Raw genomic sequence first — 17,694 nt, 5'->3', positions numbered from 1 at the left:
CGGCGACAGAGACTTCAGACTAACAATGCAAACCTGCGTCGCTGCGCTCCGACTGCCTGTCCGAATGAGCGTGGAATGAGTGTCCGGATGTTGGTGGGCTGAGTGTCCGGATGGCGTGGAATCCGCACAAGGCTCTCGGGAAGCAGGTGCTTTGACCTCGATGCGCGCCTTGAATGAAGCGTTTCATACCCGTCTCTTGAGTTGACCCTTTCGAAAATAATAGCAAAAATGCGTGACTGGAGGGTCTGTGGCAAAGCCTACCCGACGGCCATTTTTGAGGTGCTGACGATGACTCGAATACAGGTTGTAGGGATTGAGTTAGGTGAGGTTACGAGTTCCAGAGAGCTTCATTCTACCTTGAGGGATGCGCTCGGATTCCCTGGCTGGTACGGCTGTAATTGGGATGCGTTCTGGGATGCAATTACAGGACTTGTACAGATGCCCGCGCAACTGAAAATTTCAGGGTGGGTTAATTTATCCAAGCGTTTGCCAAGGGATGCGGAACTCATGCAGAAATGTCTTGCAGACATGACGATTGAGTATCCAGAACTGGCATCAGATGTGGAGTTCGACTAAACATTTTTTTCAAGCCGGCATCCGGCAAGAACCACTTACAACGCCAGCTACACGCGGAATAATTTTTTATCAGATCCGGCTGCGAGATCCTTTGCTCAGTGTCATTGGCTTAGCTATCTGTTTTTACACATTCTGGGCCAGAAGCAGACGTTCAAACCAATGCCGTTCGACGAGGGCCAGCCCTGCCAACAACCACGAGAACCACACGGTTGGTATCAGTTCCTGCGGCAGTTTGATCCCGACTTCATAGGCCCTCATGCCGTCACAGGCGTGGCACTCACCTCATGCTTTGAGAGGCGCCGAAGATTCCCGTCAGGTGCTGGAGGCCTGCCGAACCTCGATTCCCAGGCTGGCGAAAGAGTATTGAGCACGCCAAGGGTGTCGCCGGCCTAAACCAGCAACGCGTGCTTCAACACCGAGTCGGTCGTAGTTTGATAGTGGCTCGACAGCAGCTCGCACGCCTTGTCGACGTCCTTGGCCAGCGCAGCATCCATCAGCTGTCGGTGTTCGTGGGGAACATCCCGTTGGCTGCTCTCTTTGTAATGCATCGACAGAAAGCGATACCGCGCCGTCTGATCGCGCAGTGCCGTGCACAAACGCAGCAATGTTGGCGAATTGCAGCTTGAAATCAGCGCCTGATGGAACAGTTCATGGGCGTTTTCCCATTCGGGCTTGAGCAAGCGCTCGGGGCCTTCGACGATGGTGAGGCGATCAAGACGGTGATGCGCAGCCAGAACCCGACTCTCCCACTCCACGTCCCCTTGGCGAATGGAGTCGGCCAAAGCTTTGCATTCTATGTGTAGCCTAGCGACCGTGATGTCGGCGATTTCCGCTGCGGAAATTCGACCAACACTGAAACCTTTCTGATCTGCCGCAGAAACGAAACCGCTGCTAGCCAGGCGCGACAAGGCTTCACGTAGCGGAATGACGCCTACGTCGTAAGCCTCGGCCAGTTCCTTGAGACGCAGGCGACTGCCCGGGGCCAGATGGCCGTTGATGATGTCCTGGCGAATCCTGGCTTCGAGTTGCGAGGCCATGGTGCGCTTTTCGGCGGGCTCCGCGGATTGCCAGTTGATCAGAGGGGAATTCACGCTCGACTCCTTTTTACGCTGTCTGTGCGAATCATACACAGACTTCAAAATTTCTCACATTCGATAAAATATATATTTTTATATTGACGATATATTTTTTTAGCCCTAGCTTTATGGCTACACGGTCGGCAGCCCATCACACCGGCCCTTTTCACTCCAACAAGAGAAACCGCCATGCGCTACGTTCGCTTCCTCAATCAAGGTCAACCTGTCCTGGGTGTCGTCACTGCCGAAGGTGTACGCGTTCTGGGTGCTGAGTCGCTTGAGTCCCTGTTGGCCCGCGGCGTGGACCTGACCACACACGGCGCCGAAGCCAACGGCGTACTGGTTGAGATTGCCGAAGACGCCTACCTGCCCCTGATGGCGCGTCCGACCAAGATCGTGTGCGTGGGTCTGAACTATGCCGACCACACCAAGGAATCGCCGTACGCCCAACCTGATTACCCGACGCTATTCCCACGCTGGAACTCCAGCCTGACCGCCCACAACAAACCGCTGATTCGTCCACGGGTATCCGACAGCCTCGACTACGAGGGTGAAATGGCCGTGGTGTTGAAAAGTGGCGGCCGTCACATCAGCAAGGAAGAGGCCCTGAGCCATGTTGCCGGCTATGCGTTGTTCAACGAGGGATCAGTGCGCGAGTACCAGTTCATTTCGCCGCAGTGGACCGTCGGCAAGAACTTCGATAACACCGGTGCATTCGGCCCGGTGCTGGTCACCGCCGATGAATTGCCTGCAGGCGGCAAGGGTTTGCTGCTGGAAACCCGGGTCAACGGCAAGGTTGTGCAATCGGCCAACACCAACGACATGCTGTTCGATGTGGCAACCATCATTTCGACCTTGAGCGAAGCGGTAACCCTGGAAGCCGGCGACGTGATCGTCAGCGGCACCCCGGCAGGCGTCGGTTTTGGCATGAACCCAAAGGTGTACCTGAAGGCCGGCGATGTGGTCGAAGTGTCTATCGAGGGTATCGGCAAGCTGGTCAACCCGGTGGTCGACGAAGCCTGATTACACTGATTCACTCTTGCGCAGGGCCGCCCGACAGCCCTGCGTACAATAATTACAATAATTGAAAATGGAGGCAATCATGAGCGTGTCCCATGGTGTGCATTCAATCGATCACTACGCACTGAACGTTCCATCGCTGGACGAAGCCTGCCAATTCTTTGAAAGCTTCGGCCTCGATGTGGAACGTCAACCGGACCAGCTCTTGCTGCGGGCTGCCGACGGCCATGTGTGGGCGAAAATCCTGCCCGCCGCCGCCAAATCCATGGCCTATCTGAGCTTCAATTGCTACGAGCAGGATTTCACCGCGCTCCGCCAGCAGATCGAAACGGCGGGTGGGCGATTTGAAGATCATCCGGGCGACGGCATCTGGTTCCGCGACCCGGATGGCAACCTGTTGCAAGTCAAGGTCGGCGAAAAAACCATGCCTGACCAGAAGACGGCCCACCTTAGCAGCAGCACCCCGGCCAATAACCGTGGCGCAACCACGCGCGATGGACAGGCCCTCATCCGTCCGCGTCGCCTGTCCCATGTCCTGCTGTTCACGCCGGATGTCCTCGGCGCCCTGCACTTTTACGAACAAGCGCTGGGCCTGAAGCTTTCCGACAAGTCGTTGGACATCATCGCCTTCAGCCACGCGCCCCACGGCTGCGATCATCATCTGGTGGCCTTCGCCAAGAGCAGCGCCAAAGGCTGGCACCACGCGGCCTGGGAAGTCGACAACATCAATGAAGTCGGCGCCGGCGCGTCACAGATGGCCGCTGCAGGGCACGCGAAAGGCTGGGGCACCGGTCGTCATTGCCTGGGCTCGAACTACTTCCACTACGTGCAGGACCCGTGGGGTTCGTTCTGCGAATATTCGGCCGACATCGACTACATCGATCAAGGCGTCGAATGGCCCGCCGGCGATTTCCCCCCGGAAAACTCCCTGTATCTGTGGGGGCCGAACGTACCGGACAACTTCATTTTCAATACTGAAGCGGACACTCCGGCACCGGCCTGAGCCCCCTCTAACCATCCTGAATTCCTGCATCGCGCGATTCCACTGAACCGCGCGACGGGCCCGGCCATGTCCGGAAATCATTGCGCAGTACACGAGGCACAGTCATGAATCAGCAAACAACAGTCGATGTCGCCATCGCCGGTTACGGTCCTGTCGGCCAGACCCTGGCCATTCTGTTGGGTCAGATGGGTTACTCGGTCGCCGTATTCGAACGCTGGCCCGCGCTTTATCCACTGCCCCGCGCAGTGTTTTACGATCATGAAATCCGCCGCATTTTCCTTTCTATGGGGCTTGGTGAAGAGCTGGCAAAAATCTCCCAGCCATCGGCGCGCTATCAGTGGTTCAACGCCGACTGGAAAGTATTGGTGGAAATCGACTGGTCTGCCGAATCCATCAGCGACGGGCCGTTCGGCTACCTGTTCAACCAGCCCTCGCTGGAAGCTGCACTGGACCGCAAGGCCAAGAGCATCGGCAACGTGCAGATTCATCAGGGATGGGAAGCCACTGCGCTCAAGCAAGACGCGAATGGCTGCGACATGGTGCTCAATCGAGTGATTCGCCAGGACGGAAAATTTTCCCTTGGCGAAGAACAGCAAAGCGTCCGCGCTCGCTACGTGATCGGTGCCGACGGTGCCAACAGTTTCGTGCGCCAGTCGCTGGACATTGAATGGCAGGACCTGGGCTTCCAGGAAGACTGGCTGGTGGTCGACCTGCAGCCAAAACCTGGTGTGCAACTGGACGTGCCGGACATCGGCCAATGGTGCAACCCCGAGCGCCCGACCACCATGGTGCCCGGTGGCCCTGGGTATCGCCGCTGGGAATTCATGCGCCTGCCTCACGAAACCATCGAAGACCTGCAAAACACCGACAAGGTCTGGTCGCTGCTGTCGCGCTGGGTCACGCCGGACACCGCCGATCTGGTGCGCCACGCGGTCTATCAGTTCCGTTCGCGCATTGCCTCGAACTGGCACAGTGGCCGGGTGCTGCTGGCCGGCGACGCGGCCCACGTGATGCCGCCGTTCATGGGCCAAGGCATGTGCTCGGGCATTCGCGATGCATGGAATCTGTCCTGGCGCTTGGACCTGCTGCTGCGCGGCCTGGCCGATAACACCCTGCTGGACAGCTACACACTGGAGCGCAAACCGCAGATCCGCGCGGTGATAGAAGCCTCGATGGCCATGGGCAAAGTGGTGTGCGTGTCAGATCCAGTAAAAGCCGCTGAGCGTGACGCGGCGTATTTGAGTGGCAACGTTGCACCTCTGCCGCCGTTCCCCGGTTTGACGGATGGACTTTTGCAAGAGGGTGGTCAATTGCGCGGCATTCTTGGAGTTCACGGCTCGATTGAAATCGGCGGCAAGGTCGGGCGCTACGACGATGTCATCGGCCGCGGTTTCCACTTGCTCGTCAGGGGCAACGAAGACCCTCTGACGCAACTCGATGCGCAACTTCTGAAGTTCATCAGCGAATACGAGCTCAAGGTCGTGCGACTGGCCACTGTTGCCGACAGTGCCAAGGGCATCTATCGCGACGTATCCGGCAAGTATTTGCAGTTCATGGCCGAGGCCGGGCTCAAAGCCCTCGTCGTGCGCCCCGACTACTACTGCTACGGCGGTGTGGCTGAGCTGGCGACACTACCGAAATTGCTCGGGTCTCTACGCCAGCAGTTGCAACAAAGCACCCGCCACAACGCTGTCGATGACGACGCGAAGGCCTGTCACGTCTGACACCGATCTGCCGGGGGCACGGATGCCCCTTCCCTCTAAAACTCTGACAATAAAAACAAGAGACAGACTATGCACAACATCAAGGTGAAAACGCTTGGTGCGGTTCTGGCCGCCTTCGCGACGCTCAACGCTCACGCCGCACAAACCCCTGATACCGGAGAAGGCACGCTGTTTCGCAGCCTTTTCGGTGACACGCTGGAAAAGGACTACGGGATCACAGTCTCCGGTCTGTTTGACGTTGGCTACTCGCGCAATAACCGCTCGACCCACGACGAGCGTCAGGATGGCTTGAGCAACCTGCCGTTGGTGGGCTTCGCCGATGAAGGCCTGGAATGGGGCAGCCTGCACCTGTTCGTCGACAAGGCACTCAAGGGTGACATGATCCCGCGTATCACCCCCCTGCCCGGCCCGGCGCCGACCGAGGCGTCCTTCGGTTTCACCTTCGAAATGAACTACGGCCGCAATGCGCAATTCGCCCGTACCCAAGGCTGGGACATGCATTGGGATGTCAACTCGCCGGGCGACGACGACCCCGCGAAGGCCCAGCGGGACAAACAGAAATTCCTCGCCATTCCCAATATCGCCGCGACGGCTTACTTGCCTTACGGCCCCGGCATCACGGCCATGGCCGGGGTTTTCGGCCCGGCGCTCGGTTATGAAATCCCTCCGAACATTCGTGCCGCGCGCAACCCGTTCGCTAGCAAGACCTACGCCTTTGTCAGCGAGCCCGGCACGGTCGGCGGCGTCCAGCTCGGTTCACGCCTGTACAACGGCGAGTCAGGCATTCTCGGCGTAGAACTGGGTGTGGTGCAGGGCTGGAACAACCTGCGCGACAACAACGACAGCAAGTCGCTGATGGGGGCCGTGCGTTGGCGCACCGCCGATATGCAGACCTGGATCGACTACGAGTTCATCCTCGGCGATGAGCAGAACGACAGCTTCAGCGACGTGCAGGCGCCGACGTCACGCCTGGTGTCGGCAGACGGCCAGTTCAAGCAACAACACTCGCTCAACGGCTGGCACCGCTTCGACTCGAACTGGTCGATGGGCGCCGAAGTGGTCTACGGCCATCAGGGCGGCGACGGCAAAGCCAGCACCGTCGACATTATCAACGGTCCCGGTTTCGATGGTGCGCATTGGTGGGGCGCCAACGCCGTGCTCACTTACCAACAACGACCTGACCTTTCGTACTCCGTACGCGCCGAGCATTTTGCCGACCCTGACGGTTTCATCCTGCTGCCCGTCTCCACCGCCCGCGGAAACTTCAACGCCGTCACCGCCGGCCTGCGTTATGACCTGAACAAGTACATCTCGCTGCGTCCCGAAGTGCGTTACGACGTGTTCGATGGCAATGCCGACGATCACCTGTTTGGCTCCGGTCGCGACCGCACGCAATTGACCGGGTTGGTTGAAGCACTGGTTTATTTCTGAGCCCCTGGCAGCCGGGTTGCTGATGCGGCTGCCTCCATTAACTCCATCCGAGTAACAACCATGAACAACAATAAGCATGCGTGGGATGTTCGCTACGAGTTCAAAGCGGTGGCCTTGCTGGCGCTAGGTTTCGGTCTGGTGGGCCTGGATCGATTCATCATCCTGCCGCTGTTCCCGGTAATGATGAAAGACCTCGGCCTGAACTATCAGGACCTCGGCAATGTGACCGCAGTCCTGGGGTTGGCCTGGGGCATTTCTTCGATTTTCATGGGAAGGCTGTCCGATCGCATCGGCCGGCGCAAAGTCCTGATCCCAGCCGTTCTGGTGTTCTCGTTACTCGCAGGGCTTTCCGGCCTGGCAACCGGTATCGGCGGGCTGATGCTGATTCGCGCAATCATGGGCATCTCCGAAGGCGCCTTCACGCCGACGGCACTGGCGGCCACGGCAGAGTCATCGCACCCTGCCCGGCGCGGCATGAACATCGGCATCCAGCAGGCGTTTTTCCCGATCCTGGGTCTGGGCCTCGCGCCAATTCTAGCCACCCAGCTACTGCAGGTAGTGCCGTCCTGGCGCTGGGTCTTTGTGATTGTGTCGTTGCCGGGTTTCCTGTTGGCCCTGGCGATGTATCGACACCTGCGGGAAACCCGCGCCGTGCCGCCGCCAAAAGTCGAAAGTCGCACAGGCGCCGATCAGCCGGGCTGGCTGGATGCCCTGCGCTTTCGCAATGTATGGCTGAACATCGTCGGCATGTTTTGCATGCTCACCTGCCTGTTCGTCATCAGCGTGATGATGCCCAACTACCTGATGGACTATTTGCACCTGCAAGTGCAGCAGATGGGGTTTGTGATGTCGGCGATCGGGCTCGGTGGTTTTCTCGGGCAGTTGATCATGCCGGCAGTGTCGGACCGTATCGGCCGCAAACCGGTGGTGCTGATCTCGTTCGTGGCTACAGGAGTTTTTCTATGGCTACTGATGGGCACGGGCGCCGAACCGGTGAAATTATTCGGGTTGCTGTTCCTGACGATCTTTTTCAACTTCAGCATGATCTGCATGACCGTCGGGCCGCTCACCAGTGAGTCCGTTCCAGCGGCGCTGACCTCCACCGCTACCGGGCTCGTGGTGGGAATCGGTGAGATTTTTGGGGGTGGCGTAGCGCCGGCCATCGCGGGGTATATCGCCCAGCACCACGGCATCGAAAACACTATGTACCTGGCACTCGGCGCTGTGCTGGTCGGGTTACTGGTCGCAACCTGTTTGCGTGAAACGGCACCCGCAAGAACTTCTACACCTGCCGCCGAGGGCATCGACAGCGTTTAACACATTCACTCCTCCCGGGGAGCGACAGGATGTCGGAATGGGCGTGTCTGCATGCAGCGACACGCCCCGTCATGCACAAGGTGTGCATGCCAGTGCCGAGTGCCACGATCACTCGGCACTGATCTACCCCTAAAGCCTTTCATTGAAACAACGGCGCCGGCCACAAGCTGGCGCCGAATCGTTCCTTCTTTGAGGAAAATCCGTTGTTTTTCAGAAAAATGAAATTGGCACCGCGCTCGATTTTTGGCTTTGGCCTGTTTGGCCTGGTCGTTCTGCTGCTTGGGTTGTTCTCGTTGAGTATGGTCAAGCAAATGAGTGTGCAGTCCGACGCGATCAGAGAGGTCTGGGTGCCTGGAATCATCCGGTTGGCGGCGCTGAACAATGCGGAAGATCGAGCGGGAATCATGACCTTCCGCATGGTCGTCCTGCGGGACCCGGCGGCCCTGTCAGCCAATCAGAATTCGCTGATGCAAGTACTCGAAAATGTTCGTCAGCAGCAAGAGGCGTTTACCGCGCAACTTCGGCAACCGTCCGAGCGGGAGATTTTCCAACGCTATTTGGACGCTTCGACAGCGTTCCGTCATGAACAGCTCGAGGTCATCCGGCTGGCAGGCGAAGGTCAGCGCCAGGCAGCCACTGATATTCTCAATGGCCCTATCGACAAATTCGCCATGGAACTGGGCACTCGCTCCGGTCAATTGCTGGATTTTTATCTGCAGCAATACCAACAGGTGGCCGAACTCGAACAACAAACCCGCCAGCGTGTGGTGACGGGAGTCATCGCAGCCATTGCCCTCGCCGCACTGTTGACGGTCACGCTGGCGACGTTCTACACCCGGAGCATCAACCAGCCACTGCTCGATGCACTCAAGGTCGCGCAGAATATCGCACGCGGTGACCTGACATCCGCCATCAACGATACGGGCAAGGACGAACCGGCCTTATTGCTTCAGGCGTTGAAGACCATGCAGGTTCATCTTCACGACACTGTTTTGCGCATCACCGACTCGTCCACCCAACTGGCGCTGTCTTCGCAGCAGTTTCATGGCGTGATCGCGACAACGTCCAACGGACTTCAGGAGCAGAACAAGGAAATAGAACAGGCCGCCACGGCAGTCAACGAAATGACCGTTGCCGTTGATGAAGTGGCGAGACACGCATCGGCAACGGCCCTTGCGTCACGAACCACCAATGCGGCGGCGCAAACCGGAAAATCACGAGTCATGGAGACCCTTGAGTCGCTCTCGATGTTGACGGAGGGCATCTCGATCACCGCCGATCGTGTCCAGGAGCTTGCGAGGAGTGTGTCCGGGATCAATCGGGTGCTTGAAGTGATACGGTCAATTGCCGAGCAGACCAACCTGTTGGCACTCAACGCCGCCATTGAAGCCGCCCGGGCTGGCGAAGCGGGTCGCGGGTTCGCCGTCGTCGCCGAGGAAGTCAGGGCATTAGCGTTCAGGACTCAGCAATCGACCGGGGAGATCGAGCTCATGGTCAGCTCGGTGCGCAGCGTGGCGACACACGCGCTGTCGTCCATGCGACTGAGTACCGATCGTGTCCATTCGACCCTGGGCATTGCCCGGGAAGCGGACTCTGCACTGCATGAGGTCACCGTTGCGGTGGAGACGATCAGCCAGATGAACGTAGTCATCGCCAGCGCTTCAGAACAACAGACTTTGGCCTCCCGGGAAATCGACCGCAGCCTGGTCAATATTCGGGAGCTGTCTGTAAAAACCTCGGCCAGCGCGGTACAGATACACTCGACTAGCGAAGAGTTGTCACAGCTGGCCGCAGGGCTGCGCGGACACATTGATAGATTTCGCATCTAGTCCGGTTATTTCTGCATTTTTTCTGCAAGGTTTTTCAGATGATCGAATTCCATCAAGTCACGGCCTATCAGCAACAGACCCGAGTGCTCGACCAGTTGTCGTTAAAGATCGGACCGCAGGAGCGCGTGGCTATTGTGGGCCCCAACGGCGCGGGTAAAAGCACCCTGCTGAAACTGATCAACAGGGAGCTCTACCCCGTCGCCCAGGACGGCAGTTACCTGAAGCTGTTCGGCAGCGAGACCCTGAACCTGTGGCAATTGCGGAACAGGATCGGCTTCGTGTCGCAGGATCTGCAAGAGGATTACACGCCCTACACCAGCGCACTGGACGTTGTGGTTTCCGGCTTTTTCGGCGCCATCGGCCGTCATGTGCACCTGCAACCGACCGAGCTGCAGGTCGAGCAGGCTCGCGCCATGATGACCCGCTTGGGGATTTCGCAGGATGAATCCCGCATGTTCCAACGCCTTTCCACCGGCCAGAAAAGACGCCTATTGCTGGCCCGAGCGCTGGTGCATCAACCCCAGGCGCTGATTTTCGATGAGCCGGCCAACGGCCTCGACATGGGTGCGAGCCTGGCCATGCTGACGCTGCTGCGGGGCTTTTGCAGTGAGGGCCGATCGTTGCTGATCACCACCCACCACGTTGACGAGATCATTCCGGAAATCGAGCGTGTGGTGCTTATCAAACAGGGGCAGATTGTTGCCGACGGCGCCAAATCCGAACTATTGACCAGCGCACGCTTGTCGGACCTCTATCAGACCCCGTTGCGCATCAGCGAGAAAAACGGCTGGTATCGCTGCTGGCACGATTGAGGATTCAGTGCGCCGCAGACGCCACGCCACCTTGATGTGCAACCCTCAAAAACGCACGCACCGCACCGCCGATTTCATTGACGCGGCTGATGAGCAGCAAGTCGGTATGCGGCTCCACATCGTCGAATGGACGATACGTCAGGCCCGGAATCGTGACTTGCATCAAGGGCGCCGGCACCATGGCGACACCCATACCAGCCGCCACCAACGCCAGTACGCTCAAGGTGCTGGTGGTCCGTTGAACCTTAGGCTCGCGTCCCAGCGCCTTTCGCAGCCCGGCCAGCATGTATTCATCGGCGCCGTGGGCGGCGTAAATGATCAAAGACTCGGCGCCGAGCATTGGCACGCGCAAAGTTTTCTGGCTCGCCAGGGGATGGTCCTCCGGCAAGGCGACGACCAGCGGCCATGTGCCGATTCGCTCAAACAAAAGTTCGCTATCGTGGGCCTGACCGCCATGACTGGGCGCGTAACCCAGGTCCAGCTGACCGTTTTGAATGGCCTCGACCTGCAACTGCGGCGCCAACTCGCGCAGGATCACTTCAGCATCCGGGTAAGCCGCGCGAAAAGCGCGGACGTCGGCCATCAACCGTCCACTGAATACCGCATTGCCGGCGAAGCCGATACGCACCGTGCCCATCTCTCCCCGCAGGCATCGCTGCACCACACGCTGGGCATGCGCGGCCTGATCAAGGGTGCGCTGCGCTTCAGCACGCAACAGAATCCCGGCTTCGGTGAGCTCCACGCGACGACTGGTGCGCAGGAACAACGGGCCGCCGAGCTCTTCTTCCAGCGCGCGGATCTGCATGCTCAACGCCGACTGAACGATGTGCAAGCGCTGGGCCGCCCGACCGAAATGACCTTCCTCTGCAACCGCCAGGAAATAGCGCAAATGACGCAGATCCATGTGCATCCAACCCCATCAGATTTAATGATCAATCGTTCATATCAATCTATTTGCAGTTCATTGTCGAGCAGCAGATGCTGAGTCCGACAACACACCCCTGCCGAGGACAACCATGCAGAGTTACCTGGAAGACCGACTTCAAATTACCGACTTGATCACGGGCTGGATTCACCGTGATCTGGGCCAGTGGGAGCAACTGGCTAACCTGGCGCACCCGGATGGGGTCATCGAAATTACCTGGTTTGAAGGTCCTTTCGCCGAATTCGTCGAAGGTTCCAAGCGCATGGGCAAATCCGATTTGCGCACCAAACACCTGATTGGCACCCCAGTGGTCAGTTTCAACGGCAACAAGGCTGTGGTGGAAACCAACGCGGTGATCGTTGCCGATAACGTACGGCTGAACCTGGGTTGCAGCGTGCACAACCGCTTTTATGACCTGGTGGAAAAACGCCAAGGCGTCTGGAAGTTGGTCAAGCGCCAGAGCATCTACGACATGGGCAGCTTCACGTTCCCTCAGGGCCTGGTCGAGATCGATCGTGAAACCGTGGCGCGCTACCCACGCGAATACGCGCCGCTGGCCTACCTGCTGGATAAAAGCGGCTTCCCGCTCGAGCGCGTATTCGCCACCCGTGGCAGCGAGCTAGAGCAAGCCATGCGCGCCGAGGCCAGCACCTGGCTCGCTGCCTGATCAATCTCCTTCGCCCACCTTCATAACAGAGATCTTCAATACCCAGCCACCGCTTCAATCCTGCATCCAACTCATACCGAAAATAACTACAACAGAGGTATTCGCTCGTGAACAATCAACTCGACATCAGCGTGATTGTCGAAAGGAGTCGCTTGGGCGCCTTTCAGATGCTCGTGCTCGTCCAATGCTTCCTGTGCATGGTCGTCGATGGGTTCGACATCCAGGCCATGGCCTACGCCGCTCCCAGCCTCATCGCCGAATGGGGGATCGCGAAAGCCAACCTCGGCCCAGTATTCAGCATCAGCATGTTCGGCATGTTGATCGGCTCACTTGCCTTGGGCTCGGTGGCTGACCGCGTCGGTCGCCGGCCGGTGCTGGTGACCGCTTCCCTGGTCATGGCTATCCTGATGTACTTCACCGCAAAGGCCACCACGGTTGACGGCCTGCTCGCGCTGCGCTTTTTTACTGGCATCGCCATGGGTGCCATCGTGCCCAACGTCGCCACACTGGTGACGGAATACGCACCGCGCCACAACCGCGTAATGCTGTTGACGCTGGTCTCGTCCGGCATGGTCGTCGGCGGGCTGGTCGGCGGCGCTATTGCTGCCGCACTGATTCCCACATATGGCTGGCAGGCGGTGTTTTACCTGGGCGCCATCGCCCCGTTGTGCCTGAGCCTGCTGATGTTTTTCGTACTCCCCGAATCACTGCAGTGGTGTGTTCTGCGCGGACGCCAACTCGACCGCGTGCGGGCCATACTTGCCCGCATCGAGCCCGGTCTGCAGATCAGCGAGCAGACCGTTCTGGTGATCGGTGAACCAGGCAAGAAAGGTATGGCGCTCGCTCACCTGTTTGCCGATGGCAAGCTGTTCGGCACCTTGCTGCTGTGGCTGATCAACTTCATGAACATGCTTTGCGTGTACTTCCTCGCCTCATGGACGCCGGTGCTGATGAGTGGCGCGGGCCATTCACCGTCGCAAGCGGTATTGGCCGGCACTTCAATGTGGCTGGGTGGCCTGGCGGGTGGCTGGCTGCTGGGCTGGTTTGTCGACCGGCGCGGCTTCGGCGCCGTGCTGGTGCCCACGTTCATAGTCTCGGCCGTGGCGATCGTCCTGTTCAGCCACTTCTACACCTCGATCAATCTGGCCTACCTGAGCATTGCCGTCGCCGGTTTCGGCATCCTCGGCGGCCAAGCGGCCCTGAACGCCATGACTGCCACCTTTTACCCGACGGCACTGCGCGCCACCGGCACGGGCTGGACCCTGGGGCTCGGTCGCCTGGGAGGCATCTGCGGCCCTTTTATCGGCGCGCTACTGCTGTCTCTGCAATGGTCGACCAGTGACTTGCTGGTGGCTGCCGCGATTCCCGCCAGCATCACCGCCATCGGCATCATCGGCTTCTGGCGCCTGAATCGGACGACGGCTTTGCCGGTCACCAACTAAGCGTTCCGCACCGCGGCCAGCGGATGGCCGCATCCCGATAAAAACAAGAGAAGCCCCATGAAGAACATCAACGTCAAATCGTTCGGTGCGGTTCTGTTCGCCCTCGCCACGGGTCACTGCCTGGCTGGCCAACCGGCCGACGTCGGCGAAGGCACCGTGTTTCGCAGCATTTTTGGTGACTCGCTGGAGCGCGATTACGGCATCAAGGTGTCCGGCCTGCTGGACGCCGGTTATTCACACAACAACAATTCGTCCCATGATGATCGCGAGTCGGGGCAGACCAACACGCCCGTCGCCGGTTTCGGCGATGAAGGCTTCGAGCTCGCCAGCCTTCACCTGTTTGCCGACAAAGCGCTGAAGGCCAATTTCATTCCCCGCGTCACACCGTTGCCCGGCCCAGCGCCCACTGAAGCATCGTTCGGTTTCACCTTCGAAACCGTCTATGGCCGCAATGCGCAGCAAGCCCGCACCTACGGTTGGGATATGCACTGGGGCATCAACTCTCCTGGTGACGACGATCCAAACAAGGCCCGACGCGACAAACAGAACTTCCTCGCCGTACCTAACATCGCCGCCACTGCTTACCTGCCGTATGCCGGCGGGTTTACCGCAATTGCCGGCATTTTTGGCCCGGCGCTGGGCTACGAAATCCCGCCGAACATCCGCGCGGCACGCAACCCGTTTGCCAGCCGTTCCTACGCCTTCATGACCGAGTCCGGCGCCGTCTCCGGCTTCCTGCTGGGGAAACGCCTGATCAACAACTCCAGCATGTTGCTCGGTGCGGAGTTGGGCGTGATCCAGGGTCAAGGTAACCTGCGCGACAACAACGACAGCAAGGCCGTGCTTGGTGCACTGCGCTGGCGCACGCCCGATATGAATACCTGGATCGACTATGAGTTTCTCGTCGGCGATTCACAAAACGACAGTCGCAACGACATCCAGACGCCTCGTGGTCGCCTGATCTCCCCTGACGGCCAGTTCAAGCAGCAGCACTCGCTCAATGGTTGGCACAAGTTCAATGAACACTGGTCGATGGGCGGTGAAATGGTCTACGGCCGTCAATCGGGTGACGGCAAAGCATCAACTGTGGACATCGTCACCGGTCCCGGTTTCGACGGTGCACACTGGTGGGGGGCCAACGTCGTGCTGACGTATCAACAACGCAAGGACTTGTCGTTTTCCGTACGAGCTGAGCATTTCGACGACCCGGACGGCTACGCTCTCTTCCCCTCTTCCATCGCTCGCGGCGCCTTCAATGCACTGACAACGGGGCTGCGCTACGACTTCAACAAGTACCTGTCACTGCGCCCGGAACTGCGCTATGACTGGTTCAATGGCCGCGACGACGCGCGTCCTTTCGGCCAGGGCGATGCACGGAGCCAACTGACCGGGACTGTGGAGGCGTTGGTGTATTTCTGAGTTTGCCATCACGGCGCGCTGAGTAGCTTATCAGCAGAAACCCTAATCGACGTCGACGGTGGATTCACCGTCGACCGCAAGCGGGATGTCTGCTGGCTTCGTTGCATCCAGCTGGAGAAATGGGATCTTCAACTTCAATCGCACGTACAACGTGACCCGGCCCGTATTTCGTGAAGGGTAGCAATTGGCCGATTCTGTTGAAAAAGTCGGATTTTCAAATGGCCTGAACTCAGGCACGACCACCACCGGAGAACCTACTCACCACATTGAGTGGTTTTTCGGCCCTTCGGTGACCTTTGCTGCTCTGTTATTGGGTTAATTTGAGGTTTTTTGCTTGGTGCAGGCGCACCTATCCCGTGACTGGTGGCCCTTGAGATGAAAATTTGGCCAGCCGTCGCAGGTTCTGCACCGCAGCGGCCAGCGTGAATTCATCCGTCGCGCCACTCATACCACGTAGCCGCAGGCGATCCAATTTCAGGATGCGCTTGAGGTGGGCAAACAACATTTCGACCTTTTTACGTTCGTGGCGAGAGCGCTGATATGCCGGCGTTGCTGCAATGCGCCGAGCCACATCGCGAGCGGCTTCAAGGACGCTGCGAGCGATCTTGCGGAGCGCAGTGTTCGGGCAGCACTTGGCTTTCATCGGACACGTAGCGCAGTCGGTCTGCCGGGATTCGGAAGATGATGGTGTTGGCTTTGGTGACGTGTGAACGCTCATTCTTGAAGGCTCGCCATTCGCTGCGCAATGGGTTGCCGGCCGGGCAGCGGTATTCCTCAGCCTCTTCATTCCAGTGGAAATCGTTGCTCGAAAAACTGTCGTTCTTGCGCTCGGTTTTGTCCCACACCGGTACATGCGGCTCGATGTCTTTTTCCTCCACCATCCAGGCCAGCATCGGTGCGGTTCCATAAGCGGTATCGCCAATGAGGCGCTCCGGCTTGATGTCGAACTGCGCTTCGACCCGTTCGATCATCGTCTTGGTGCTCTCGACTTCTGCGGTTCGATGAGCCGGTGTGGGTTCCACGTCCATGATCACGCCGTGCTCAGTGTCGATCAGGTAATTTGTGGAGTAGGCAAAAAAGGCAGGGCCACCCGGAGCGGCCGTCCAGCGGGCTAGAGGATCCGTCAGCGACAGGCGCTTCGGTAGCGTTTCGGCCAAAGCCTCTTCATCGAGGCCTTCAAGGTACTCACGCACGGCGCGGGTGCTCAGGGCCGGATCGCTCCAGTTGACCTGTTCATCTCCCGGTACGCCGCGCTGCCGACTCGCATCCGCTTTGATGATGCTGGCGTCCACGGCAAATCCTTCGCCTTTAACCAGGCCTGCGTCCATGCAGCGACGCAGCACTTCATTGAACAACCAGCGAAACAGATCACTGTCCCGAAAACGGCCGTGTCGATTGTTGGAAAACGTCGAGTGGTTGGGGACTTCATCCTCAAGGCTCAACCGGCAGAACCAGCGATACGCCTGGTTCAAATGGGCCTCTTCGCACAACCCTGCGCTCCACTCTGTGAGCGCTGCGTGAAAAGCATGTCGCCGAAACGAAAGCATTCTGTCGAAGCAAACACACTACTTTTGCTGATGCAGGTATTTTTGAATTGCATCAATTTCAAGTTTGCTTGGCTTTACACCGTTGTCAGATTTGAAGCTAGCGCTAGCCCAATGCGGCATTGGCGCCTTCAGAGGCTTCCCATGGTCGTCGATACCATTCAGCACGGCTCGCTCAAATACTTTTGATTTCCACTCACTGGCATCTCCGGCCAGCTTAGGTGCCGATCCTCCCGTGCCTCGAGGCCCGTGACAAACAATGCAGTTATCTTGAAAAAGTGTTTCTCCATCTGGCGGTGATGCCATTGCCGATGAGCAGGTGAGTAGGGCTATGAACGTCAGAAATGCGCATTTCATTTTAGGCTCCTGGCGACCCAACGATGACGTGAGCTGCTTAGGGGCGCTAAGTGAGAGCGTAGCAGGAGGCGAATGACGATGGGCGAGAGGACTTCAGGTAGCGAATCCCGACGCTGGGCCGGACTGCTTTCTCATGCGTGCTGGATTAGTTTGATCTGCCGCTGGACTGCGGTAAGCGACTCGCCAGCCTCCTTGACGGCTGATCTTATCTCATTCTTGGAAACCACAAATTTTTTGTGCCCAGTACTTAAGCTCGCTACCGTCCTTAACGTGAACTCTGATCTCGTCTGTGCCGCAAATGTGTTTGCGCTGCTCCAAAGGGCTCTCCGTGACTTGTTCATGGTGTGAGGCGATTAAAGGATTTTAGGTATTCGGCGCGTGTTCGCGCCGCTTAGCTATCCAGTCGTGCAGATCTGCAGAAAAAGCGGCCCATTTGGGTCGCTGGAGTTTTAGCGATTGACTGCTTCTGGCCGTTCTCTGCAGACCGTGGTTACAAAGCTTGCTGGTCAAACCCAATGCAATCGGTGGTCAGATCGAATGTAAACGGGTAGC

14 protein-coding genes and 2 pseudogenes are annotated in these 17,694 nt (G+C 58.5%); 12 read left to right on the top strand and 4 right to left on the bottom strand.

What is annotated here, in order from left to right; genetic code table 11:
- The first annotated feature begins 288 nt into the window (after positions 1–288).
- Complete coding sequence (locus tag FQ187_RS23785) at positions 289–576, top strand: barstar family protein (RefSeq protein ID WP_149631345.1); 288 nt, start codon at positions 289–291, stop codon at positions 574–576.
- A 389-nt stretch (positions 577–965) separates the two neighbouring features.
- Here FQ187_RS23785 and FQ187_RS23780 read toward each other — a convergent pair whose 3' ends face one another.
- Positions 966–1,667, bottom strand: coding sequence for a GntR family transcriptional regulator (locus FQ187_RS23780; RefSeq protein WP_149631344.1), 702 nt, complete (start codon positions 1,665–1,667; stop codon positions 966–968).
- Positions 1,668–1,841: 174 nt separating this feature from the next.
- Between FQ187_RS23780 and FQ187_RS23775 the strand changes: the two genes are divergently transcribed.
- The 8 genes and pseudogenes from FQ187_RS23775 to FQ187_RS23745 all read left to right on the top strand — a co-directional run bounded on the left by FQ187_RS23775 (position 1,842) and on the right by FQ187_RS23745 (position 10,788).
- Positions 1,842–2,675 carry a fumarylacetoacetate hydrolase family protein gene (locus FQ187_RS23775; RefSeq protein WP_149631343.1) on the top strand — a complete coding sequence of 278 codons (834 nt, stop codon included), beginning with the start codon at positions 1,842–1,844 and terminating at the stop codon, positions 2,673–2,675.
- Between the two features lie 79 nt (positions 2,676–2,754).
- Positions 2,755–3,675 (top strand): VOC family protein, encoded by a 921-nt coding sequence (locus FQ187_RS23770; protein ID WP_149631342.1) that lies wholly within the window; start codon positions 2,755–2,757, stop codon positions 3,673–3,675.
- Between the two features lie 104 nt (positions 3,676–3,779).
- On the top strand, positions 3,780–5,399 hold the full coding sequence (locus tag FQ187_RS23765) for a bifunctional 3-(3-hydroxy-phenyl)propionate/3-hydroxycinnamic acid hydroxylase (protein WP_149631341.1): 1,620 nt from the start codon (positions 3,780–3,782) through the stop codon (positions 5,397–5,399).
- 69 nt (positions 5,400–5,468) lie between these two features.
- The gene (locus tag FQ187_RS23760) at positions 5,469–6,830 is read left to right on the top strand and encodes an outer membrane beta-barrel protein (protein WP_149631340.1); all 1,362 of its coding nucleotides are present in this window, start codon (positions 5,469–5,471) and stop codon (positions 6,828–6,830) included.
- Between the two features lie 60 nt (positions 6,831–6,890).
- Positions 6,891–8,147, top strand: a complete 1,257-nt coding sequence (locus FQ187_RS23755) for an MFS transporter (protein WP_149631339.1) — start codon at positions 6,891–6,893, stop codon at positions 8,145–8,147.
- A 218-nt stretch (positions 8,148–8,365) separates the two neighbouring features.
- Positions 8,366–9,121 (top strand): annotated as a pseudogene (locus FQ187_RS30980) (MCP four helix bundle domain-containing protein); the annotation flags it as partial.
- Positions 9,113–9,976 (top strand): methyl-accepting chemotaxis protein, encoded by an 864-nt coding sequence (locus FQ187_RS30975; protein ID WP_371925554.1) that lies wholly within the window; start codon positions 9,113–9,115, stop codon positions 9,974–9,976. The pseudogene FQ187_RS30980 and the gene FQ187_RS30975, both read left to right, overlap by 9 nt.
- 38 nt (positions 9,977–10,014) lie before the next feature.
- The gene (locus FQ187_RS23745; protein ID WP_149631338.1) at positions 10,015–10,788 is read left to right on the top strand and encodes an ABC transporter ATP-binding protein; all 774 of its coding nucleotides are present in this window, start codon (positions 10,015–10,017) and stop codon (positions 10,786–10,788) included.
- A gap of 4 nt (positions 10,789–10,792) precedes the next feature.
- Here the strand turns inward: FQ187_RS23745 and FQ187_RS23740 are convergent, their stop codons facing one another.
- Positions 10,793–11,692, bottom strand: coding sequence for a LysR substrate-binding domain-containing protein (locus FQ187_RS23740; RefSeq protein WP_149631337.1), 900 nt, complete (start codon positions 11,690–11,692; stop codon positions 10,793–10,795).
- Between the two features lie 112 nt (positions 11,693–11,804).
- On the opposite strand from FQ187_RS23740, the gene FQ187_RS23735 reads away from it, so the two are divergent.
- The 3 genes from FQ187_RS23735 to FQ187_RS23725 all read left to right on the top strand — a co-directional run bounded on the left by FQ187_RS23735 (position 11,805) and on the right by FQ187_RS23725 (position 15,241).
- Positions 11,805–12,380, top strand: coding sequence for a nuclear transport factor 2 family protein (locus FQ187_RS23735; protein WP_149631336.1), 576 nt, complete (start codon positions 11,805–11,807; stop codon positions 12,378–12,380).
- Positions 12,381–12,487: 107 nt separating this feature from the next.
- The gene (locus FQ187_RS23730; RefSeq protein WP_149631335.1) at positions 12,488–13,822 is read left to right on the top strand and encodes an MFS transporter; all 1,335 of its coding nucleotides are present in this window, start codon (positions 12,488–12,490) and stop codon (positions 13,820–13,822) included.
- A gap of 57 nt (positions 13,823–13,879) precedes the next feature.
- Positions 13,880–15,241: an outer membrane beta-barrel protein gene (locus FQ187_RS23725; RefSeq protein WP_149631334.1), complete on the top strand. Its 1,362-nt coding sequence runs from the start codon at positions 13,880–13,882 to the stop codon at positions 15,239–15,241.
- A gap of 349 nt (positions 15,242–15,590) precedes the next feature.
- Here the strand turns inward: FQ187_RS23725 and FQ187_RS23720 are convergent.
- Both FQ187_RS23720 and FQ187_RS23715 read right to left on the bottom strand, forming a co-directional pair.
- A pseudogene (locus FQ187_RS23720) lies at positions 15,591–16,731 on the bottom strand (transposase); the annotation flags it as partial.
- 75 nt (positions 16,732–16,806) lie between these two features.
- Positions 16,807–17,142 (bottom strand): cytochrome c, encoded by a 336-nt coding sequence (locus tag FQ187_RS23715; protein ID WP_149631333.1) that lies wholly within the window; start codon positions 17,140–17,142, stop codon positions 16,807–16,809.
- Positions 17,143–17,694: the final 552 nt, after the last annotated feature.

The sequence above is a fragment of the Pseudomonas sp. ANT_J28 genome (assembly GCF_008370005.1).
GTDB lineage: Bacteria > Pseudomonadota > Gammaproteobacteria > Pseudomonadales > Pseudomonadaceae > Aquipseudomonas > Aquipseudomonas frigoris.
The sequence above is the reverse complement of the archived record's forward strand: the minus strand, read 5'-3'. Positions and strand labels throughout refer to the sequence as shown.

Bases quoted from the DNA above. Each gene is read 5' to 3' on its own strand.
- FQ187_RS23785 (WP_149631345.1), top strand. From the start codon at position 289: ATGACTCGAATACAGGTTGTAGGGATTGAGTTAGGTGAGGTTACGAGT.
- FQ187_RS23775 (WP_149631343.1), top strand. From the start codon at position 1,842: ATGCGCTACGTTCGCTTCCTCAATCAAGGTCAACCTGTCCTGGGTGTC.
- FQ187_RS23770 (WP_149631342.1), top strand. From the start codon at position 2,755: ATGAGCGTGTCCCATGGTGTGCATTCAATCGATCACTACGCACTGAAC.
- FQ187_RS23765 (WP_149631341.1), top strand. From the start codon at position 3,780: ATGAATCAGCAAACAACAGTCGATGTCGCCATCGCCGGTTACGGTCCT.
- FQ187_RS23760 (WP_149631340.1), top strand. From the start codon at position 5,469: ATGCACAACATCAAGGTGAAAACGCTTGGTGCGGTTCTGGCCGCCTTC.
- FQ187_RS23755 (WP_149631339.1), top strand. From the start codon at position 6,891: ATGAACAACAATAAGCATGCGTGGGATGTTCGCTACGAGTTCAAAGCG.
- FQ187_RS30975 (WP_371925554.1), top strand. From the start codon at position 9,113: ATGCAGGTTCATCTTCACGACACTGTTTTGCGCATCACCGACTCGTCC.
- FQ187_RS23745 (WP_149631338.1), top strand. From the start codon at position 10,015: ATGATCGAATTCCATCAAGTCACGGCCTATCAGCAACAGACCCGAGTG.
- FQ187_RS23740 (WP_149631337.1), bottom strand. From the start codon at position 11,692: ATGGATCTGCGTCATTTGCGCTATTTCCTGGCGGTTGCAGAGGAAGGT.
- FQ187_RS23735 (WP_149631336.1), top strand. From the start codon at position 11,805: ATGCAGAGTTACCTGGAAGACCGACTTCAAATTACCGACTTGATCACG.
- FQ187_RS23725 (WP_149631334.1), top strand. From the start codon at position 13,880: ATGAAGAACATCAACGTCAAATCGTTCGGTGCGGTTCTGTTCGCCCTC.
- FQ187_RS23715 (WP_149631333.1), bottom strand. From the start codon at position 17,142: ATGAAATGCGCATTTCTGACGTTCATAGCCCTACTCACCTGCTCATCG.